This window comes from Cyclonatronum proteinivorum (assembly GCF_003353065.1).
GTDB classification, from domain to species: domain Bacteria; phylum Bacteroidota; class Rhodothermia; order Balneolales; family Cyclonatronaceae; genus Cyclonatronum; species Cyclonatronum proteinivorum.
Map to the genome: position 1 here is coordinate 3,401,808 of NZ_CP027806.1, position 20,973 is coordinate 3,422,780.

Consider the following 20,973-nt stretch of genomic DNA (forward strand, 5'->3'; position numbering starts at 1 on the left):
TTTGCTACGATCTCTTTTGTCAGAACACCATATCAACATCAAGCAACGGCACCGGCTTCGGCTTTTTTTTTGATGGATGAATTTCCTTCCCGCAAAAGGTGCAGGCAGAATTGGGGCGAAGCGATTTGACAGGGCATCGCTTGAACCGGTCCAAGCGTAGGCACATCGGCAGGTACTCCTATGATTGATAGACGCGGGACTTCATCTGCACAGGCGTGTCCTGTTTCGGAATGGGCTACTGCGCGGTCTGTTGTTCTTCGGTATCAAAGTCGTTTTGCAAGCCCATCCAGCACTGCGCGCTTGTCCTGAAGAAGGTACTTAACCGAAACAATGCAATAGGTTTAATCCGGCGCTGAATATGTACTTGCTTCCATGACAGGTGTTTGGTTTGATTTCTTTTCCCGGGGCGTACATGTTTCTCCCTCCCATTACACAAAAAGCACAGCCCATACATAACAGGACTGTGCTTTTTGAATTTGGAGCTTTTAACGCAGAAGTGTGATCCAACCCATGCGGGCCTGATCCGGCTTTGCAGGCTTATTTCACCAGCATCATTCTGCGGGTAAGCTGTGTGCCTTCTGTTTCGAGGCGGTACAGGTACACGCCACTTGAAAGGCGGCTGCCGTCGAACTGCACGGTGTGTATGCCAGCGCTTTGTGTTTCATTGACGAGCAGGGCTACGCGCTGTCCCAGCATGTTATACACCGAGAGCTGTACGTTTCCGGCTGCGGGCAGCTCATACCGGATGTTGGTGACCGGGTTGAAGGGGTTCGGATAGTTTTGCTCGAGGCGGAAGCTTCCCGCAAGCTCGGTGCCTTCATTAACAGAAGTAACCACACCGCGCTGCAAGGTCACTGATGCGCCATCGCCGGTGTTGAATCCACTGCCGTCGGTAGCAAAAGCGCGGTGCCACACAGTTACCGATTCGCCTTCAGCTACGCCAAGGTCGGCGAGCAGGGCGTCAACAGTGCCAAAGGTGAGGGGCGCTGCGGTTGCTTCCCCGGTGCTGAGCTGCAGCACGCTGTCTTCGAAATCAGCATCAAGCGCGAGTTCCCACACATAGACGAGCAGATCTCCATCCGCATCTTCTGCGGCAGTCCACTCCGGCTCAAAAGGTGTTGACCCAGCGCCTTCCAGCACCAGCGTTGCACCATCGGCAGGGAAAGTGATTTCAGGTGCGGTAGCCGGAGCGCGGTTTGGCGCAAGCAGCAGCTGCCCCCGGATTTCGCCCGGCATGTTATCAACCGAGTGCACATTCACATACAACTCACCACTGACAAGCTGAACGAGTTCATCCATGCTGAGGCTGAACACATTCTCACCTGCATCAAAAATGCCGTTGCGGGCGTCATCCGCGCTGTCGAGCTGCGGGTTCAAATCAAACACAATACCGCCATTGGTTCCGGCAGCACCTTCATGAATGTGGACACCGGGGGAACCCAGGAAGTTGCTTTCCAAGTCATTAAAGCTTCCGCTCAGGGTAAGCTCGGTGCCGCGCAGCTCAACAGCAATACCCCCGAAGGCTTCGGTCTGAACCGGCTGTACTTCTGTGAGTCCCGTGAGTGCGGCATAGAAATAGTGCTGCGCCAGCGGCAGGACCTGACCACGGATTTCGCCCGGCGGAATATCCGTACTGTGGATGTTCACATACCACGAGCGGGATACGAGCGCATTCACATCTTCGGCGGTCAGGGTGAAGGTGTTATCAGCCGGCAGATAGGTCCCGCTGCGGTTATCATCGCCCAGCACGGGATTCAGCACAAGATCAACGCCACCGTTTTGTCCGGCAGGTCCGTTGTGAAAATGCGATCCGATATCAAGGTTGTAGTCTGATTCCAGGCCCGCAAATGAGCCGGTTGCCACAATGGAACTGTCCGAAGCATACCATTCTACGAAGACGGCGCCGGTTGCCTGACTCGTGTTCTGCGGAATTTCAAACGCACCGGACAGGGGTGCGTAGAAGTAAATGTTGGCCTGCGGCAATACCTGTCCGCGGATTTCACCAGCAGGAAAGGCCTCGGAGTGAATATTCAGGTAGTGTCCGCGGTCGGCAAGGCGCGACACGATTTCTGCGGGTACGTTTTCAAAAGTATTGTTGGCGGCTTCAAAAATGCCGGAGCGACCGTCTTCATCGACAGTTGGGGTGAGGGAAACATCTACCCCGCCGTTTTCACCTGCAAAGCCGCGGTGCAGGTGTGCCCCGCTGCCGGTATTGCCGACTTCTTCGATATAATCGCCTATCAGACCGGAGAAGGCCCCGGTGACAACCAGAGTGCTGCCGTCCCACTCCAGCGAAAGTCCGCCCTGTGCCGTGCTCGTATTGGCCGGGACTTCAAAACCGCCGGAAGCATAGGCCTGAAAAATAGTGCGGTCGGAAGGCAGCAGCTGTCCGCGCAGCTCACCTGCAGGATGGCGTTCAGTATGGATGTTGATGTACATGCCACGTTGCTGCAATAGATTAGCCTGATCGGGAGTCAGCGTAACCGTTTCATCAAACGTACCGGCAGTATTTCCGGCAGAAAGCACCGGATTCAGGATGACCTCGACCGGGCCATTCTCGCCGGTGAAGCCTGCGTGAATGTGCACACCGGTTTCCCCTACCGGCATAATAGCTGTGCTTAGGCCTTCAAATGTTCCGGTGAGGGTGAGCTCGCTGCCGTTCAGGCTCGCCTCAACCATTCCGGTTGCAGCGGTAAACACAGGCGGCACTTCACTTGAACCGCTCAGGAAAGCGGTAAAGTTTTGAAATTCAGGCGCATCGGTAAGGTTGATCTTCCAGCCCATATCAGCATGAAATCCGCACTGATACCAGATGACATCCGGAAGATCGTCGCCCGGCGTAAAGGTCAGTACGCCGTTTTGCACGCGTGAATTGACCACGCCGTCGGTAATCTCACCTTCATAGCCGTTAAATTCTTCCTGAACCGACAGGAAAAAAGGGTGTCCGCTCGCATCAACATTGAAGGTGTAGGTTTCGCCCCGCTGCAGGGTCAGTTCAGCCCCCTGCACGCCATCAATGACATAGACGACGGGAAAGGTATTGCCAAAGTTCGGATGGCTCTCATTAACCGACTCAACGGTAACATCGAAAGTTTGCTGTGCCTGAGCCGTCAGCCCCACAGCAAATATCATCAGCAATACTGATGCTATACTTGTGAATAGTTTTTTCATAGTTAGGGATTTGGTTTTCTGATTGATGAACACCCATTTCAACTATGAACAAAAAAAAAATCGTTCCTATATAATTAAATATCAGCATGATATATCCCCAACGTATTGCCGTACAGCCGGTTAGTTGAGCAATATAAAACTGATATGTCTGAACGTGGTGGTTAATAAATGCAACTAAATTGCATATATTCCGGCATGAGTAAAACAGGCAGACAGATCGAAAAACTATTTCATCAGCAGTGCTGGTGCTGGGGAGCGGATATCCGCAACGGCAATCCGAACTATCTCCTGCAATATGGCTTCACCAAAAGTCCGCGTCCCTGCCCGGACTGCGGAAGCAGCCGGTATACGCTGTTGCGGGACGGCCTTCAGATTCACTTATGGGCTTTCGGCGCCCTGTGGCAATCCGGCAACAAAACTGCACTCTGCCTGAAGCGCTATGACCGGCAGCCTTCTCTTTTCACGGGTGAAATCTCCCCTGACTGTATTCATGAAGTATCCGAATTTGAAGGACACATGCAGCGCATACCAAGGTCTTCTCTGCCGCTGTATCATGCGGAATTTGCAGAATTTATTTCCTTCATGGTCAGCTATGAAGCCTTCATCAGACAGCACGCTCCCGCCGGATACCGCAATCGATGTCTGAAAGGCTGGCCGCACAAATGTATGGAAGGCAGCAGGATGGAAGCCGCGTGGCGGGATCTCCGCGCGCACCTCACAAACGGCAAACCGGGCCCTGCGGCGGCCTGAGCACGGGCTGAATTTAATTTGAGAAAAGGCCGTTTTACCGGTAACTTCCTGCGCGTGTACAGCAAGTCTGTTTCCTTTTCCGTATATTGGTTAGCTAATCAGAAAAGCGGTTTCACAGCCCATTTTTATCAAACTTACAAGAGTGAATTTTATGAAAATCAGTGTTTGTATTAAACAAGTCCCGGACGTATCCGCTCCGATAAGTATTAAAGACGGAGCCCTATCACAGGATTCAGACCGCATGGTGCTGGATGCCTACTCTGCCTCGGCCGTTGAAGAAGCCCTGGTACTCACACAGGCACACGGCGGGGAAGTCGAAGTTGTGCTGGTTGGTCCGGATAAGGCCAAGGAAACCATTCGTAAAGCGCTGGCTATGGGCGCAGCATCCGGGGTACACATTCAGGTTGAAGAAATGGAAGGACTGGATTCCGGCGCCTTTGCCGAAATTCTGGCGGCCTGGCACAAGCAAAGCAGCTTCGACGCCATTCTCACCGGCAAGCAAAGTCAGGATACGGATGCCGGCCTCACCGGTGGCATGCTGGCCTGGAAACTCGAGCTGCCCTACTGCGCCAACGCCGTAGGACTCACCTACGAAAACGACAGCTTCCTGGTGAAACGTCAGGGCGATACCGGTCAGGAAATGGTTGCGCTCAAAAGCCCCTGCCTGGTCACCTGTTCAAACGACATGAACGAGCCGCGCATACCGAGCCTGAAAGGTATTATGCAGAGCAAGAAGAAGCCGGTTAAAACCGTAACGCTGGATGATCTGGGCCTTACACTCGACGCCGTGAAAGGCAGCGTAGTTAAAACCGAAGGGAAAGGCTATAAGGAAGTACCCGGCCGCGAACCCGGCCAAAAATTTGAGGGCGATGCCGAAGAACTGGTTTCTCAGCTCGTGAATTTGCTGGATAACGAGGCCAAAGTATTGTAAAAACCGCCTCCTGCGCCCCGCGGCGCACGTTTCCCTAATCCGAAATTATTACCGATTTATTCTCCGAATTTATGTCACACATTTTAGTTTACATCGCAGCTACCGACGGCAAAGTTAAGCGCTCATCCCTTGAAGTGCTGAGTTACTGCCGCAGGCTGGCCGCGGATAACAACCTGAAGCTCAGCGCCGCAGTACTTGACGCTGATCCTTCCCGCTACACCGATACCATCAATCAGTACGGCGCGGACACCATTTTCACGGTGAAGGAACCCGTATTTGCGAATCACCTGAACACACCCCTCATTGAAGGACTGAGCAAAATCATATCTGAAAGCAATCCGCGACTTGTTGCGTTTGCTTCCACCGAATCCGCCAAAGAAGTAATGGGCGCCCTTGCTGCGCGTCATCAGGCGGGCGCGATTCCGGACGTTGCCTCCTTTAGCCTGAATGGCGACAGCGTAGAAGCCGAGCGCCCCGTAATGGCGGCCAAAGTGCTGAGTGTGACCTCAAGCAGCAGTCCGCTGGTGATGGTTTCTGTCCGTTCCGGCTCTTACGATGCCGTAGAGCAGGCCGGCTCAGCCGAAGTACAGGAAGTCGCCTTTGATTTTGATGAAGGCGGACTGAAAAACATCCTGAAGGAAGTGATCTCAAGCTCCGGCGACAAAGTTGATCTTTCCGAAGCTGAAGTTGTGGTTGCGGCAGGTCGCGGAATCAAAGATGCCGAAGGCGTGAAGCTGGTCGAAGACCTGGCCGATGCGCTCGGCGCAGCCATTGGCGCAAGCCGCGCAGTCACCGAATCCGGACTCTTCCCCGCAACCCTGCAGATCGGTCAGACCGGGAAAGTCGTTTCGCCTCAGCTTTATTTTGCCATTGGTATTTCCGGCGCGATTCAGCACGTTGCCGGCATGGCCAACTCCAAGGTCATCGTAGCCATCAACAAAGACGCCGACGCGCCGATTTTTCAGTATGCGACCTACGGCCTTGTGGGAGATCTCTTCAAAATCCTGCCGCTGCTCACTGAGCAAATCCGCAGCGTGAAGGCAGGCTAAGGATACATCATGGAAGATAAATTTGACTGTATCGTCATCGGAGGCGGCATTGCGGGGCTGAGCGCGGCCATGGTGCTCGCCCGCAACAACATGAAGTTCATGCTCATCGAGCGGGGCGAATTCAGCGGGGCGAAGAACGTCTCCGGCGGCGTGCTCTGGGGTGAAGGTCTCTCCAAGCTCGTGCCCAACTACTGGGAGGAAGAAGACGCCGGTTTCGAGCGCTTCATCAATCACCGCCGCCTCACCTTCATGGACCCGGACTCCACCTTCAGCATCGACTTCAAAAGCGAGAGTTTCAACGGCACCCCTTACAAGGGCGTTGTGGTGCTGCGCTCGAAGTTCGACAACTGGCTTGCCGAGAAGGTGCAGGAAGCCATAGACCAAAGCGAGCACGCCGACGAGTGCTTTCTCGCCCCGAACATTCTCGTGGAAGAAGTGCTGATGCAGGACGGCAAAGCGGTCGGCATCAAAGCAGGCGGCGACGAATTCTACGCCGATTCCGTCATCATTGCGGAGGGCGTCAACAACCTGCTCACGCGGCAGATCGGCCTGCAGGACAAGTACGTCCCCGCCGACGCCCTGGCTGTTGGCGTGAAAGAGATCATCCGCTTCGATCAGAAAGTGCTGGAAGACCGCTTTCAGCTCAACGGACTCAGCGGCATGAGCAACGAATTCATCGGCACGGCCACGCAGGGCGTTGAAGGTGGCGGTTTCCTCTACACCAACCGCGACACCCTCTCCTTCGGCCTCGTGCTCGGCATGATCAGCCTCCGCGATTCCGGCCTCAAGCCTTACGACATCCTGAACGAATTCAAGGCCCATCCGGTCATCCGCGACATCCTGCGGGATGGCGAAGTCGTTGAATACTCCGCGCATGCGGTCTCCACCGGCGACATGAAGGTGATGCCGAAGGAAATCTACGCCGACGGTGTACTCGTAGCCGGTGAAGCCGCCAATTTGCTGATGAACTCGGGCAAGGCCATTCAGGGCATGGATTACGCCCTGCACTCCGGCGTACTCGCCGCCGAAACCATCGTGGAAGCCAAACAAAAAGGCGACTACAGCAAAACCACCATGAAATCCTACCGCGACAAGCTTGAAAAAAGCTTCGTGCTGCAGGATATGCGCAACTTCCAGGGCGCGGTCGAGTTTCTGCACAGCAAGCAGATGTTCGAATCGGTCCCGGGGCTGGTCTGTGATTTCGGGAAACAGTTCTTCTCCATCAAAAACGAACCCACCCCGAAAACCCGCGAGATGCTAACCAAATCCATCAAAAAACACTCCAGCTACTGGGATTTACTGAAATTAGGACTTAAAGGAGCACGCTCACTATGAAAAAACTCAGCATCGCTGAACGCCTGGGGATGGTCAACTACCTGAACCAGGGCAAATCAGAAGCAAAACCCCACATTCTCGTCAACACCGATATCTGCAACACCGAGTGCGGCCACAAAGCTACGACCCGCGTGTGCCCGGCCAACTGCTACACCCTCGACGAAGTCGGCAAGGTGCACTTCCAGTTTGAAGACTGCATCGAATGCGGCACCTGCATGTACGCATGCGACAAAGGCGCCGTAGAATGGCACTACCCCGACCCCGAAATCGGCCGCGGCGTAAAATGGAACTTCGGCTAAACGGGCTAAGCCCAAACACAGCCATTTCTACTGATAGAGCATACAATCAAAAGAGGCCGGATCGCCCTGATCCCGGCCTCTTTTGTATTTTTAGACTTTATTATTTTTTGGGGAAAACCCCGTGCACATCACTGGCAGCGGAGGTGGTTTAGATATCCCAAATCGGCGGGAGTACCTTGCTTTTTTTTGGGGGCTAAGTGGGTTAATTGAGTTTTTTACCCGTAATGATTTGATTTTATGTGCGGCAAAAAGGCGGCGCGGATAAACTTCGAATGTAAGCAGCAAAACTCAAACACGTTCGCTTGATTTGCTTGTTATGCTGGTGGTTTAGTCGTAATGCGTCCACATACGAATCACCTTTACAATCTTCTCTTCCTCAAGGACCTGGTAAACCAAGCGGTGCTGGATGTTGATGCGCCTGGAATAAGCTCCCTCCAAATTACCGACAAGTTTTTCATACGGAGGGTAATCTTGAGAGGGATTCTCCTTTATAATATCCAGTAAATCCTCAATTTTAGGCTTTAACCCCGAGGAAGCCGCTTTTTTAGCATCTTTTTTTGCTTGTTTTGTGTAAACGAGTTTGTATTTACTCACCAGTCAAGCTCTTCATCGGTTTCTTCGACAGGAGTTCGTAGCCCTTCAATAATAGACTCCTGCATTCCTGAAATAGAAGACAGATAGAGTGTTTCCTGAATGGATCGCCAGTCATCCTCGCTTATGAGTACCGCATTGGTTCTCTTGCCGGTTATTTGAATTGGCTCGTGGGTTTCAGAAGCCTCATCTAATAGCCGGTAAATCTCTTTCCGGGCTTGTGTGGCAGTTAATGTCTTCATAATAACATAGTGGGTTAAATGTATTTTCATTTTAACGTACGTCATTCCGTACTTAATATCAAGCCAAAAATCTGAAGAAGCATAACGGTTTGGGTATATGCAGCGAGGCAACCAGTACAAAAGTCGAGCCGCCAAGCGCAAACTTGTCTGCAAGATGCACTTGTTAGCCTCAATATGCAATAATTATTTAGCCCACTAACAGTCAGGTGTTACTGCTACCGGGCGACCAACTTCAATTTTAAATGAAACCTGATTCGCATGCAGTTATTCCTCTGAATCGGCTGTGCAGGTTTATTTTTCAATCCCCCCCTCACATCATCCGCCGGTGATAATTCACCTGCCCCAAATGATAGGTCAGGTGCCCCGTTAGATGCGTCAGCAGAAACGCAGTGTCCGGGGTTTCGGGGAATTTGTCTTCGGGGTAGCGGGCAGTGACTTTTTCGGGTGGCAGGGTGCTGAGCACGGTATCAACCATGCGGCGGGTGGCTTCGAGTCGGGATAAGATTTCAGCCCGGCTAACCCCCCGCTCGGAAAACTCAAGGGGCCGGTCGCGGACATAGCCCGTATTTCCCAGTCTTGCCCCGATAAAATGGTTCAGGTTTCCCGCAACGTGCACACACAGCGTGCCGGGACTGTTGCTGATATCACCGCGCAGCTCCCAAAGGTCGGCTTCATTTTCATACGCCTGAACCTCCGCCATAAGCCGGTCTAAATCCCGCATCAAAATGTAGCGGATGTTGCTGAGAAATAGTTTTGAAAAGGTTTGATCTTGCATGAGGTATTGGTTTTGGATTTTAAAAATGGGATTTGGGTAGATTGGGATGCAGGTAAACGCCATCCTCCACAACCCACACACCTGGAAAACTGACACCCTCTACAGCCCAAGCACCTGAAATTTCAAGCCTCGGCCAAATCATCATGTTACCTCCCAACTGCCTTTCACCGAACTTCCCTGCTCCGCGTCGTTGGTGATTTTCAGGAAGACGTCGATTTCCTGCTGCAGCTCTTCCACGTGTGAGATGATGCCGACAACCCGCGATTCCTGACGCAGCGATTTGAGCGTTTCGAACACGGTTTGCAGCGATTCGCGGTCGAGGGAGCCGAATCCTTCATCGAGGAAGAAGAAGTTTTGCCGGCTCTTGTTCCGGCTCTGCACACTTTCGGCAAGCGCAAGCGCGAGGCAGAGTGAGGCCTGAAAGGTCTGTCCGCCGGAGAGCGTCTTCACGCTGCGCAGGCGTCCTTCGTTGAGGAAATCCCGCACCTCGAATTTGTTATCTCCCGCAAGCTCAAGACGCAACTGCTGACGCGTGAGCTTGTAGAAGCGCCGGTTGGCCGCCTCGCACAGCTGCCGCAGATACACCGTCGAGATGTACTCCACAAACCCGCTTTTGCTGAACAGCTTTCGCAGGGTATCAAGGTTGCCGAGGCGCTCCTCCGAGATTTTGAGCCGGGCTTCAAGATTGTGTTTTTCAATCAGATTGTCACGGAGCCGTTCCAGTTCCCTTTGCGCTGCACCCAAGTCCTCCCGCTGCTTATTGAGCGCCTCTTCTTTCGCCCTCACATGCTCCTTCAGCGCATCGAAGGCCGCTGCGTCGAAGTCCTGACCCTTGAGTTCCGTTTCGAGTTTCTCGAGGTTGGATTGTACTGTGCTGAAGGTATTCCGGAAGGCTTCAATCGCCTCACGGACTTTTTCAGTATCGAGCTTTTGCGCCAGAATATCCTGCACGGCCTGCAGCTTGGGATAGCCTTTTTCAAGCACGAGCTTTCGTAGCGTTTCTTCGGCCCGTTCGCTGTCTTCGGTTTTGGCTTTCAGGTCGGTTTCGACTTCGTTCAGCTTCCCGCTTAACACGTCAAGTTCCTTCGCGAATCGCTGCCGGTTTTCTTCCAGCTTGGTAAACCGCTGTGCTATTTTTTCAATCAAAGCCGTGAGTTTGTCGCGCTCCTGCTCAATTTCGGAAGAAGGCACCAACCCAAAATCCGGCCACTGTAGCTGCTTCAGCTCCTTGATGGCGGCCCGCATATCGGCTTCATCCTGCGTTACGCGGCCCTGCAGGGTTCGGACTTCCTCCTCCACGGCCTTCACCTGATCCTGCATTTCCCGCAGCTTCTTTTCCGCGGCATCGCGGGTTTTGCGCAGCCCCTTGATCTCCCGGTCATGCGCGTCTGCCGCTTTCACCGCTGCATCGAGCGTACTGCGGTCGGCGGAGTCAAAGTCCGGCCACACAAAAATATCGGCATGAGCTCGCAGCTTTTCTTCCGCTGCCTGCACCCGGCGAAGTTTCTCCTGATAGTTGGCTGCGCTATTTTCGAGCTTACCCGAGAGATCCAAAAAACCTTCCACAAACTTGCCGATCTCTGCCAGCCTTCTATCCTGTGCGCTAAGCTCCGCCTCTATTTTCGCAAGCTGATCTGCGCTTTCCCCGTGCAGCGGCGCCGGATGATGCAGGGCCCCGCACAACGGACACGCCTTACCGTCTTCCAGCTCCCCCGCAAAATCCTCCAGCTTCACCCGGACCGCCAGTTCGTGCCGCCTGTGCTCCGCTTCGGTCCGTGCCGCTTTTAGCGCGGTCTCATGCGACCGCAGCTGTTCGAGCACTGCTTCCGGAGTACCGGCCTCACCCAAATCAAGTCCCAGCTGCGCCTTCACCTTATCCTTGCCCCGCTGAAACGACGCATCCTTATCGCGAAGCTGTTCCTGCGATTTTTGCGCTTCCTTCCTTTCATTATTGAGTGCTGATTCCAAAGATGCCCGCTGATCAAACCAGTTTTTGATATCAGCCAAACGTCCGCGATCCGGCTCGTTTTCTTCCAACGCGCTGAGCTTCGCCTTCACCCCGGTCAGCGCCTGTTCTTCCTGCTCCGCTTTGGACGCAAGCCCGACAGCTTCATCCTGCTTCTTTTTCAGCGCCGCGCTTTTCTGCTGAAGCCCGGTCTCAATCTCCTTTATGTTCAGGATGCGTCCGAGCTCGTCCGCGCGCTGCTGACGCGCATCCCGCTGCTCATACTCCGGCCGGACCTCCGCAAGTTCCGTCTCAACTTCTCGCAGTTTGCCTTCCAGCCGTTGCGAATCACGTTGCAGCCCTTCTAATTTCTCAGTCTTTTTCTTAAGCTCTTGCCTAAGATCTTCAGCCGTATTCACTGGTAACTCAAAAACCCGGACACAACGCTCATAGCTTTTAAGCTGCTCCGCACGCGCCTCCGTCTCGGCCCGCTGCGCTTCCAGCTCATTCAGCCGGACCTTGAGCGCATCCCGCTCCCGCGCCTTTTCGGCAATCGCCTCCATCCGGGCTTGCTCTTTTCTGAGCGTTTCAAGATCCTCAGCCGCAGCCCGCACCGCGGCCTGTAGTTCGGTCACCAGCGCTTCCTGCCCGGCGATTGCAGTCTCGTCGAGCGACTCATGCGGCTTGAGCTGCCCCCGCAGGTTTTCAGCAAGGCCCTTTTCTTTGCTGATGAGCGCTGCCGTCTGCGCACTAAACTCAAAGCGGTTGAGGCTGAAAATTTCCTTCAGCATGCGCGTGCGGTCTGTCGGACCAAGCTGCAAGAACTCCTGGAACTTTCCCTGCGGGATGATGATTGTCCGCCGGAAATTATCATAGCTCAGCCCGATGATTTCATCGGGATTCGGCTCCTCAACCGCCTCCCACTTTCCATCAACATCCTTTCGGAAAGCCCTCCTTGAGAAGGTATTTACTTTGTCGAACTGCTTCGAATTTCGCTTTCCTTCCACCACAAAGCGCCAGTGCTCGGATCGCCCGTTGATGCATTCAAAATCAATCAGCAGCCGATCCGATTTGAGGTTCATCATGTTATAATTCCGGCTATCCTGCTGGTTGAGGCGCTCGGTTTGTCCGTAAATCGCGAAGGCGATGGCTTCGAGTATGGTCGATTTTCCGGAGCCGACCGTGCCGAAGATGCCGAAGAGCTGAGACTCCACAAGCCGCGTGAAATCAATCGTTTGCTTCGACTGATAGGAGTACAGGCCCTGAATCGTGAGTTTTTGCGGAATCATGGCGCCTCCTCGGTTTCGGTGCTGCCGGCCTGCACTTCGCGGAACAGCGTCATTAAGGCCTCCCCGGGCGCTTGGTTGCCGTTTTTGCTGCGGAAATAATCGGCGAAAAGCTCGTGCATCGGGCGCTGCAGGTCAATCAGCCCGGCCTCCTCAGCCGGTTCGCCCGCCTGCTGCGTCACGTACGGAATGATGGTGACAATCCCCGCATGCGTGTCGTGCAGCATGCGTGTTTCCGCGGCATTCAGGTAGGTTTCGGTCGTGAGGCTCAGCTCAATAAGCGCGTCCTGATTTTCGCGAAGCTGCGCCAACGCCTCCTCCAGCCCGTTTGCTTTTAGGCGCTTCAGGGGGCGTCCGCTGTGCAGCGGCACGCGCCTGACCTTTGCCGGTTGCCCCGGTTCGGCCTCAACAATCATCACATACTTCTGCTGCTCGGCCTCACTGAAACTGTAGCTCAGCGGACTGCTGCTGTACATCACCGGTCGCGCGCCGCCGCGGATTTCGATGCAGCGGTGCAGGTGTCCGAGTGCGGTGTACTGCAGCTGCGGCGGGATGCTGTCGGCATACAACTGCTGCGCCCCGCCGACGTGCAGCACCGGCTTTTCATCCTCGGGCTCCTCCACGGCCTCCCCGCTTGCGGGCGTAAAAAACAGATGCGCAACCAACAGATTGATGCCCCTCTCATCACAATATTTGTCCGCGAGCGTCTTCCAGCGCTCCGCCAGCAGCTCCCGCATGGTTTGCTCGGCCTCTTCCATGCCCAAAAACGTCTTCAGGCGCTGCTCGTTGGCGTACGGCGTCAGCAGCAAACGCACCGGCGCCGCCTCCCCCGGCAGGGCAAGCTCCGCAAAGCCCGGCTCACTTTGGGTGACCCGCAGCCCGCTGCCCAGCTCAAATTCCGGAACCACAGCATCGGGATAACCCGCGAGCAAAATGCCGCACTCCCGCGCCAGCGGATCAGGCGCCGCGATGCGGTCGGCAGAGTCATGGTTACCCGCAATGGCGACAACGGCCCGACGCCCGTCAGCCGCGAGCCGCTTCACGGTCTTGTAAAACAGCTCCGTCGCCTGCGCCGGCGGATTATAGGTATCAAAAAGATCGCCGGCGATCAGCACAAGCTGCACCTGCTCCCGCTCGGCAATGTCGCAGATTTCCGCCATAACGAGGCGCTGTTCATCGAGGCGCTCAAACCGGTCGAGGCGCTTGCCCAGGTGCCAGTCCGCCGTGTGTAAAATTTTCATGGGATGTTTTCGGGTGAAAGGCTCCCGCCACGATCGGGCTGCGGTGCCTGTATATGCTATGAATCTTTTTTCGCCCGCTATAATCCTGAAACTGCGCTGCGATTGCAAGCAAAAAATCAGAAACCCATCCCACCGTGTTTTTTACCGTTCCGCGTTTTTTTGACTAAACACCGTGCACATCATTGTTTTCGTGAGGGCAGGGTGATCCCAAACCTAACCCGCATTATTCACCAAGAAATTTTCCTGCGGGCTAAGCGAGGCACCTTGCTTTTTGATATCCGGACGCTTAGCCTTGTCTATTCATCCCACATCATGGCAGACACAGGGGGCTCCACCCGTGCAATTTCAAATTCCGGGAAGTCGGCCAGTATGCCGCTCATCGGACTGAATACGCTGTATCCGCCGGGCGTGTCGCGTCCGCTGCTGCCCCAATGAATACCCGCGATTGCGACAGGATTGCTTACATCAGGGAAACTGCTTTCCGGCAGGCGAACGAATACGGGCGACCCGCTTGTGCCGCCGCCGTCGGTCGAATACCGCGCGCGGTTCTGACACTGCAGCATAAATCTGTGACTGCTGCGCCGGCTGTCGTAACAAACGCGCGTAACCAGCCCGGCGCTCCATCCCGAATTCCCTCCTACCTTGTGCACTTCCATACCCTGAATAAAGCTCAATTCCTGCCCCACAACGGTGAACACAGGATCGGTCGGATTGATTACCAGGGAACCGTTGGTCATCCAGTCTTCACTTACGCCCGTAGTTTTTACAATATTGGCTGGCAGTCGCGGTACCTCCACATTGAGCTGCACGAGAGATGCGTCACTCCACTTGCAGGGCCAGCAATCGTCGTTGATCTCCACACAGGCCTCCATGGAAGGATCGCCCCCGTCGTATTCGATACCGATTTCATCATCATCGTTGTCACGTGCGCCCTGCCAGTAGATGGTATTACCCGTGCGATGCGGCAGTTCGGAACAATGGGCATTGGTTACCATCACTTCGCGGTCTCCGCTTGTACCAAAGAACCCCATGGTACACAGGCTGGAACTGCCATACCTGATCCGCAGTCCGCCAGCCAGCGGGCGCTGCCGGTCCTGAATGCTGCCCGACCAGTTGCCCGGATCAGTGTCTTCAGTCAACAACCCAAACTCTTGTGACGCAATTTGTTTTGTGCGGAAATCGGGTACCGTTGTGTGGTTTAGGAATACATCCTCCACATCAGGTTCATCCGCGAACAAATGCACGGCGTCAGGCGGGATATCAAGGGTATGGGTGAGGAAGTCATGAATTTCCGCACGGGATCGTGCATGAAACTGTCCCGCGTCAATCCCTATGGCAATATGGTTTTCCGCTTCATCAATAAATACGCTTATAACCGCCGGAAAGCGGCTACTGCCCAGCAGGCGGGCCGTTACCTGTTCCCGCCATGCGGCAAGTTCACGGAACGTAAAATCTGCGGCAGCTTCATAAACCTGAGCGGTTATCCCGGCTGAACGTGCGGAGATGTGACGCAGCGAGCCGTGCTGTAATTCCCGCTGAAGTCTTGCCTCAAGCGCAGGCGATGCCTGCATGGCTGAACCTGTAAGCCTTATCGTAAGCTGCCCTGCATCATCAGCAAAAATGCCCGCAAACCGCTCGTCAGCATCATTGAGACGGTGCTGCAGCTGTTCGGCAGACCTGCGGGTTTGGGCCCATGTTTCTTCAAAGCCCGGGCTGTTTCCGGGCATAGGACGGCAGTCTGTTTCGGGTGGAGGAGGCGGGGGCTGCTGGTCAGGTGGTTCAGATTGGGGACCCGATGGACCAGAATCACAGGCGAAAAGGAAAAAGAGGAGCAGGAGCGGTAGCGATAGACTCCTGGAAATGAAGGTATTTTTTATACCATATTCAGATTGCTTCGTATCCGTCATTTTTAACATCATCGTAATAGTTTTGTCGCATTCAAAAACACTGGTCCGGGAATCGGAAACCTGCTACAGGCTAATTGCGAAATCTCAAAAAAAAAGCTGCGGGCGACAGGAACAGAGCCTGCAAACCCGCAGCTTTTGCTGAGTCAGAGAAGCTGTGCGGAGACTTCCCTGCGAGGTCATCAGCTATGGATCATGGTCTGAGTGTGAGCTCAAACTCACTGTAGTTACGCGCAACCATTACTTCCCCTGTGGTATCACCAAGCAGGCGGAGAACAAGGACCGGACGATCACTTGTCACATTTTCCGGGATGGCATCGATGCGGATAAAGCCGAAACTGCTGTTCGCCGGAATAACGGTTGTGAAAGCACCAAGTTCGAATTGTTCGCCGAGCACAGCGGTACTGTTTTCGGTATCAATTTCAAACGTTACTACGATGTCGGTATCCTGATGCGGGCCGATAAGCTGAATTTTAGCTTCATAGGAAGTACCATTGCTCATTCGCTGGGTATCGGAAACCGGATTAAACTCAACCTGCAGCGGACCGCTGTAAATCACTTTGTTATCCGGAAAACAGCCTGAGAGCATAAGCAGCCCTATAGCGGCGGCTATCAGAACGAGGGTTAAACTTTTTTTCATGATAAAATAGGTTTCAGGTTGGCTTAGTAGCCGGGGTTTTGGTTAAGCAGCGGATTGTTTTCCACCTGTGTGCTGGAAAGCGGCGCAAGAATGCGGAAGTCATCAAAGCCGATCGGTGACAAAAAGGTTGATGAAGGCTTCGGGACTTCCATCGCACGGCGCTTGAGATCGAACCAGCGGTGCCCTTCAAATGCGAGCTCGCGGCGGCGTTCGTCGAATATTTCATCGAACAGGGCCTGACCGGTAAGCGCGGTTTCATATGCTTCAAGACCACGCGCTGCACGCAGGGTTTCAAGATGACCGATAGCTGCGGATTCCTGACCCAGCTCATAAGCTGCTTCAGCTTGAATCAGCATCATTTCCGGGATACGGAACACCACGATGTTATCCGTGTTCTGCCCTACCGTACCGGGGTACTTGAGGATGTATGGAAAGCCATCGGTATGTACCGCGAACAGGTTGTTGCGCAGATCATCCTCACTGTAAAGGGCGAGAAGTTCATCTGAGGGGAGCAGGTCGAACCAGCCCGGAGGCGGGCTGGTAACTGCATTCATAGAACCGCTGCTACCGTGGGTGTTATCGAAAGAAAGCTCAAAAATAGCTTCCGGATTGGGCAGCATATCGAAGATATTTGCACCGCTGCTGTAGTCCGTGAGGTTTCCGATGGCGTTTTCCAGGGCTAAACCGGCATGCTCATACGCCTCGGCCCAGCGCTCCCAGTACAGATACACGCGTGCGAGTCCTGCATGGGCCGCTGCCAGATTAGCAAACTGTACGCTGCCGCGGTCGTTGCCATTCAGCAGCTCAATGGCCTGCAAAAAGTCTGATTCCATCAGCTGATAGCCTTCCGCAACTGAAGAACGGGCACGCAAATCGGCCTGTGACAGCCCCAGTGTCGGCGTGGTACGAATAATCACGCCTTCGCCCCATGTGCTGAGCCGCGGATGGTTTGGCTCATAGGCATACACACGATGCAGCTCATGGTAGGCCATACCCCGCAGAAAGAAAGCCTCTCCTTTAATGCGGTCACGGGTAGCCTGGGTTGTTTCGGTACGCTCAATGGCATCAATAATAATATTGGCTTCATTGATGAGGCGGTAGGCTGTTGACCACACACCTGTAGTAAAGTGAGAACCAACCTGGTTTTCGGCCTGTCCGCTGAAGCGCCCGGAGTTGATCGGATGCAGCTGCGAGTTATCCGCGAGGATTTCAGGGGCGCCCATAATCCAGTATCGGTACAGGTTTTCAGCGCGCAGGCGGTCATAAGCGGAAATAAGGATGGCTTCCATGCCGCTCACGGTAGTCGTTACCTGATCAGAGCTGACCGATATGGTAGGTTCCGTTTCGAGCAGGTCACAGGCGCTGATGAGGAGCATCAGCAGGGTACCTGTTGTAATTGCTAAGAGAATTCGTTTCATATTGTTTCGGATGCCTGGTTAGAATTGAAGGTTTACGCCTGCAGTAATCTGGCGGGACTGCGGGTACACACCGGTACCCTGACCCACAAATTCGGGATCACCGAACATGTAGTTGGTCCATGTGAGCAGGTTCCTGCCCTGAACAAATACATTTGCCCGTGAAAGGCTTACGCGCTCCAGAAACTGAGAAGGAACCTGATAATCGAGGCGAACCTCCTTAAGGCGGATATAAGAAGCATCATTGATGTACACCGAGTTGGTGTTGTGACTGCTGCTGCCGGGGAATGCACTTGAGTTATAGTGACGTGGCAGATAGGTCATATCGCCGGGTTGCTGCCAGGCATCGCGGGCGACGCGGGCATGCAGACCACGTTCAGAACTTACGCTATGCATCCGACGCCCGATGGTCTGGTTAAATGCATCGCGGCCATGCTCATACTGGAAGAAGGTATAGAGCTGGAAATTGCGGTAGCGGAAGGTGTTCACAAAGCCCCCGAAGAAGTCAGGTGAAAAGGAACCAATCTGCTGCTGGTCGGCACTGGTTCTCCTGTATGTGACATGGCCGTCTTCATCCTCCCACATTACCCTACCGTCGGCAGGGTTGATACCGATAAACTTGTTGCCCCAGATAATATCAAGCGGGAAGCCAACGCGGACGGATGATCCAAGAATATCGAGACCGTCAACCAGCTCAATAACCTCGTTTTCCTGGAAAGTGATGTTAAATGCGCTTGTCCAGTTGAAGTCGCGTGCGTTTATGACCCGGCCACCAAGTTCGATTTCCCAACCGGTATTCCGTACTACCCCCGCGTTGCGGGCGATACTGGAGAAACCGCTGTCAGTAGGCAGAAACGCATTAAGCAGCAGGTTTCGGTTGTTGGTACGATAGCGGTTTACATCGGCAAATACGCGCCCTTCAAAAAGGGAGAGTTCAAAACCAAGGTCAAGGGTTTCCGCTTCTTCCCAGGTCAGTACGTCGTTGCCGAGGCCGCTTGGACGCAGGCCGGTTGCGCCTTCGTAGGTACCACCGCTTCCGAACAGGGAGCGGGAAGCAAAATCGCTGATACCGGAATTCCCGGTTATACCGTAGCTGGTTCGAAGCTTAAGCTGATCAATAAAGGTGAAGCGCTCCATAAAGCTTTCCTGCGCTATATCCCATGCAAGGGCACCGGAATAGAAAAGACCCCAGCGGTTGTTTTCACCGAATCGGGATGAGCCGTCGTAGCGCATGTTGCCGCTTACGAAATAGCGCTGCATGTAGCTGTAATCGACACGGGTAAACGCTCCTGCATTTTTAGATTCGGTTGTACGGCCGGAAATGCTGCTTTCAATAGCAGCAAGATCAAGCTGCTGAAAGAGCGGATTAGGGAACATTTCACCGGCAGCGGCAAAGCTTTGGTACTGATTTTCGCGGTATTCCACCCCGGCTACAACCGTGATGTCGTGCTCATCGAAGTTTTGGAAGTACTCAATGAGCTGATTGGTGTTGAAAGCGACCGTTTCCCGGAAACGCTCTGTGAGCGAACCGCCGGTTGCAGCATAGCGCGGCAGCAGGGGCGAGGTGTAGGAGCGGTCGCGCACCGTACGGTAATCAACCCCCCAAAGAGAACGGAAAGAGATGTTATCCTGAATACGGTAAATACCTGTAAGGCTACCACGGAGCTGACGTGTGGTTGCTTCCCGGGTGTTTACATCAAGCAGATGAACAAGATTAACCCGAATTATATCATTGTGATTGTAGTCCCCGTCTTCAGTAAAAATGGCATCAATCGGTCGTTGCGTGATGCCGCCATGAAAGGGACTCAGAATATTTGCACTACCGGTTCTAACACCGTTTGCTTCTGACGTTGATGCGCTGAGACGTGTAGCCAGCGTAAAGCGATCGTTAAAGCTATGATCAATGTTGGAACGGAAGCGTAAAGTACTGAAATCGCTGCCATTTACGGCCCCTTGTTCAAAATCGTACGAACCTGAGAGAAAAATACGGGTGTTATCAAAGCCAGCTGATGCAGATATGCTGTAATTATGCAGCGCTCCTGAACGGGAGATGGCATCCTGCCAGTCATAGGTTGGAGCTGTAGCCGGGTCACCGAAACGATCAATGGCCTGCTGACGGGCTTGCTCTTCATCACGCCCGCGATCAACTTCCCGGTTTACGAAACCCTGAATCATCACATCGGTCCAGGTTGGCCCGTCCATGACATCTATTTTCTCCGGCTGCGCATTAAAGCCTACCTGAGAGGAAATATTGATCTGGGTTTGTCCCCTGCGCGCCTGACGCGTGGTAATCAGTACCACACCGTTAGCACCCTGCGCACCATACAAGGCTGTGGCAGAAGCATCTTTGAGCACTTCAATACTTTCAATATCATTCGGATTGATGCCGGTAAGCGCGTTGTCTTCTACAACTACCGAAGTGAAATCAGTACGCACCTGAACCCCATCCACAATATAAATGGGTGAGTTTGAAGCATTGATGGAACCGCGACCGCGCACACGAATCAACAGACCACTGCCGGGCTGACCACTGGTGTGAGACACCTGAACACCCGTCATTCTGCCCTGAAGCGCCTGATCAGGCGACTGAATCAGGCTTTGCTGAATATCAGCACCTTCAATACGAGAAAGTGCACCGGTAGGGGTGCTGCGCTGACGCACCGAATATCCGGTAACGACCACATCATCCAAAAAGGCTACGTCCTGTGTCAGCTGAAAGTGAAGCTCACGGGTTTCACCGGCAGTTACTGTGACTTCCCTGCGCTTGGTCTGATACCCTATGAACGAAATGCGTGCTGTGTAGCTGCCTTCAGGCAAATTGGCAAGTTCGAACGTCCCATCAATGTCAGCAGCACGGCCAACATTGAGACCTTCGATGAAGATCGTAGCACCCGTTAGCGGCTCGCCGGTTTCTGCATCCCGAATGGAACCAGTCAGCGTACCCGTTGTGTCAGGCAACTCAGCAGTTAGAAGTACAAGCTGCCCGCTTTCGGTTACATAGTAAAAAAGCCCGGACTGACTGGTGACCGCATCAAGTACGTACTCAAGCGAGCGCTGCTGATAGGTGCCTGTAACCAGCTGCTTGGTATCAATATCACTACGGTTGTAGTTGAGCTGAAGCCCGGTTTCTTTGGCAACTTTTTCAAGTGCTTCCAAAACAGGTGTGCTTCGGAAACTAACCGAAATATTCGACTGAAGCATATTGGCAACAGCACTGTTCTGGCCAGATACCGAGGTCAGCAGCTGGTTTGAAACCCGCTGATACAGCTGCGCTTCAGCCTGCGGTGTAAACGCAGGTAACAAAGCGAGCATCAGCATGAAAACAGCGACAAGCACTGCGCGCAGTGTTGCTGTTTTGCCGATTGAGGATAGTAGTAGCATGGTGTGATTCATGAATTG

15 protein-coding genes are annotated in these 20,973 nt (G+C 53.8%); 5 read left to right on the top strand and 10 right to left on the bottom strand.

Annotated features, from left to right (window positions below; all coding sequences use genetic code 11):
* Positions 1 to 537 precede the first annotated feature (537 nt).
* Positions 538 to 3,171, bottom strand: a complete 2,634-nt coding sequence (locus tag CYPRO_RS12930) for a CHRD domain-containing protein (RefSeq protein ID WP_114985012.1) — start codon at positions 3,169 to 3,171, stop codon at positions 538 to 540.
* 195 nt (positions 3,172 to 3,366) lie between these two features.
* Between CYPRO_RS12930 and CYPRO_RS12935 the strand changes: the two genes are divergently transcribed.
* The 5 genes from CYPRO_RS12935 (at position 3,367) to CYPRO_RS12955 (ending at position 7,535) form a co-directional block, all read left to right on the top strand.
* The gene (locus CYPRO_RS12935; protein WP_114985013.1) at positions 3,367 to 3,921 is read left to right on the top strand and encodes a hypothetical protein; all 555 of its coding nucleotides are present in this window, start codon (positions 3,367 to 3,369) and stop codon (positions 3,919 to 3,921) included.
* Positions 3,922 to 4,072: 151 nt separating this feature from the next.
* Complete coding sequence (locus CYPRO_RS12940) at positions 4,073 to 4,852, top strand: electron transfer flavoprotein subunit beta/FixA family protein (RefSeq protein ID WP_114985014.1); 780 nt, start codon at positions 4,073 to 4,075, stop codon at positions 4,850 to 4,852.
* Positions 4,853 to 4,923: 71 nt separating this feature from the next.
* Entirely contained in the window at positions 4,924 to 5,901 is a 978-nt protein-coding gene (locus CYPRO_RS12945; protein WP_114985015.1) for an electron transfer flavoprotein subunit alpha/FixB family protein, read from the top strand.
* A gap of 9 nt (positions 5,902 to 5,910) precedes the next feature.
* Positions 5,911 to 7,236 carry an FAD-dependent oxidoreductase gene (locus CYPRO_RS12950; RefSeq protein ID WP_114985016.1) on the top strand — a complete coding sequence of 442 codons (1,326 nt, stop codon included), beginning with the start codon at positions 5,911 to 5,913 and terminating at the stop codon, positions 7,234 to 7,236.
* Positions 7,233 to 7,535 carry a ferredoxin family protein gene (locus tag CYPRO_RS12955; RefSeq protein WP_114985017.1) on the top strand — a complete coding sequence of 101 codons (303 nt, stop codon included), beginning with the start codon at positions 7,233 to 7,235 and terminating at the stop codon, positions 7,533 to 7,535. The genes CYPRO_RS12950 and CYPRO_RS12955 overlap by 4 nt, the downstream gene beginning before the upstream one ends.
* A gap of 327 nt (positions 7,536 to 7,862) precedes the next feature.
* Here the strand turns inward: CYPRO_RS12955 and CYPRO_RS12960 are convergent, their stop codons facing one another.
* The 9 genes from CYPRO_RS12960 to CYPRO_RS13000 form a co-directional block, all read right to left on the bottom strand.
* Positions 7,863 to 8,129 (bottom strand): Txe/YoeB family addiction module toxin, encoded by a 267-nt coding sequence (locus tag CYPRO_RS12960; RefSeq protein WP_114985018.1) that lies wholly within the window; start codon positions 8,127 to 8,129, stop codon positions 7,863 to 7,865.
* Positions 8,126 to 8,368, bottom strand: coding sequence for a type II toxin-antitoxin system Phd/YefM family antitoxin (locus CYPRO_RS12965; RefSeq protein ID WP_114985803.1), 243 nt, complete (start codon positions 8,366 to 8,368; stop codon positions 8,126 to 8,128). Before CYPRO_RS12965 ends, CYPRO_RS12960 begins: the two co-directional genes overlap by 4 nt.
* A 310-nt stretch (positions 8,369 to 8,678) precedes the next feature.
* Positions 8,679 to 9,143, bottom strand: a complete 465-nt coding sequence (locus CYPRO_RS12970; protein WP_240644758.1) for a DinB family protein — start codon at positions 9,141 to 9,143, stop codon at positions 8,679 to 8,681.
* A 141-nt stretch (positions 9,144 to 9,284) separates the two neighbouring features.
* On the bottom strand, positions 9,285 to 12,377 hold the full coding sequence (locus CYPRO_RS12975; RefSeq protein ID WP_114985019.1) for an SbcC/MukB-like Walker B domain-containing protein: 3,093 nt from the start codon (positions 12,375 to 12,377) through the stop codon (positions 9,285 to 9,287).
* Complete coding sequence (locus tag CYPRO_RS12980) at positions 12,374 to 13,615, bottom strand: metallophosphoesterase family protein (protein ID WP_114985805.1); 1,242 nt, start codon at positions 13,613 to 13,615, stop codon at positions 12,374 to 12,376. The genes CYPRO_RS12975 and CYPRO_RS12980 overlap by 4 nt, the downstream gene beginning before the upstream one ends.
* A gap of 296 nt (positions 13,616 to 13,911) precedes the next feature.
* A complete protein-coding gene (locus tag CYPRO_RS12985; protein WP_114985020.1) occupies positions 13,912 to 15,342 on the bottom strand; it encodes a chymotrypsin family serine protease in 1,431 nt (476 codons plus the stop codon).
* Positions 15,343 to 15,712: 370 nt separating this feature from the next.
* Positions 15,713 to 16,159, bottom strand: coding sequence for a hypothetical protein (locus CYPRO_RS12990; protein WP_114985021.1), 447 nt, complete (start codon positions 16,157 to 16,159; stop codon positions 15,713 to 15,715).
* 23 nt (positions 16,160 to 16,182) lie between these two features.
* Entirely contained in the window at positions 16,183 to 17,577 is a 1,395-nt protein-coding gene (locus CYPRO_RS12995) for a RagB/SusD family nutrient uptake outer membrane protein (protein WP_114985022.1), read from the bottom strand.
* 18 nt (positions 17,578 to 17,595) lie between these two features.
* Positions 17,596 to 20,955, bottom strand: coding sequence for a SusC/RagA family TonB-linked outer membrane protein (locus CYPRO_RS13000; protein ID WP_164682776.1), 3,360 nt, complete (start codon positions 20,953 to 20,955; stop codon positions 17,596 to 17,598).
* Positions 20,956 to 20,973 lie beyond the last annotated feature (18 nt).

Excerpts from the sequence above, each read along its gene's own strand:
- CYPRO_RS12945 (WP_114985015.1), top strand. The coding sequence starts at position 4,924 with ATGTCACACATTTTAGTTTACATCGCAGCTACCGACGGCAAAGTTAAG.
- CYPRO_RS12995 (WP_114985022.1), bottom strand. The coding sequence starts at position 17,577 with ATGAAACGAATTCTCTTAGCAATTACAACAGGTACCCTGCTGATGCTC.
- CYPRO_RS12955 (WP_114985017.1), top strand. The coding sequence starts at position 7,233 with ATGAAAAAACTCAGCATCGCTGAACGCCTGGGGATGGTCAACTACCTG.
- CYPRO_RS12985 (WP_114985020.1), bottom strand. The coding sequence starts at position 15,342 with ATGCCCGGAAACAGCCCGGGCTTTGAAGAAACATGGGCCCAAACCCGC.
- CYPRO_RS12950 (WP_114985016.1), top strand. The coding sequence starts at position 5,911 with ATGGAAGATAAATTTGACTGTATCGTCATCGGAGGCGGCATTGCGGGG.
- CYPRO_RS12935 (WP_114985013.1), top strand. The coding sequence starts at position 3,367 with ATGAGTAAAACAGGCAGACAGATCGAAAAACTATTTCATCAGCAGTGC.
- CYPRO_RS12930 (WP_114985012.1), bottom strand. The coding sequence starts at position 3,171 with ATGAAAAAACTATTCACAAGTATAGCATCAGTATTGCTGATGATATTT.
- CYPRO_RS12940 (WP_114985014.1), top strand. The coding sequence starts at position 4,073 with ATGAAAATCAGTGTTTGTATTAAACAAGTCCCGGACGTATCCGCTCCG.
- CYPRO_RS12970 (WP_240644758.1), bottom strand. The coding sequence starts at position 9,143 with ATGCAAGATCAAACCTTTTCAAAACTATTTCTCAGCAACATCCGCTAC.
- CYPRO_RS12990 (WP_114985021.1), bottom strand. The coding sequence starts at position 16,159 with ATGAAAAAAAGTTTAACCCTCGTTCTGATAGCCGCCGCTATAGGGCTG.
- CYPRO_RS12975 (WP_114985019.1), bottom strand. The coding sequence starts at position 12,377 with ATGATTCCGCAAAAACTCACGATTCAGGGCCTGTACTCCTATCAGTCG.
- CYPRO_RS12980 (WP_114985805.1), bottom strand. The coding sequence starts at position 13,615 with ATGAAAATTTTACACACGGCGGACTGGCACCTGGGCAAGCGCCTCGAC.
- CYPRO_RS12965 (WP_114985803.1), bottom strand. The coding sequence starts at position 8,368 with ATGAAGACATTAACTGCCACACAAGCCCGGAAAGAGATTTACCGGCTA.
- CYPRO_RS13000 (WP_164682776.1), bottom strand. The coding sequence starts at position 20,955 with ATGCTACTACTATCCTCAATCGGCAAAACAGCAACACTGCGCGCAGTG.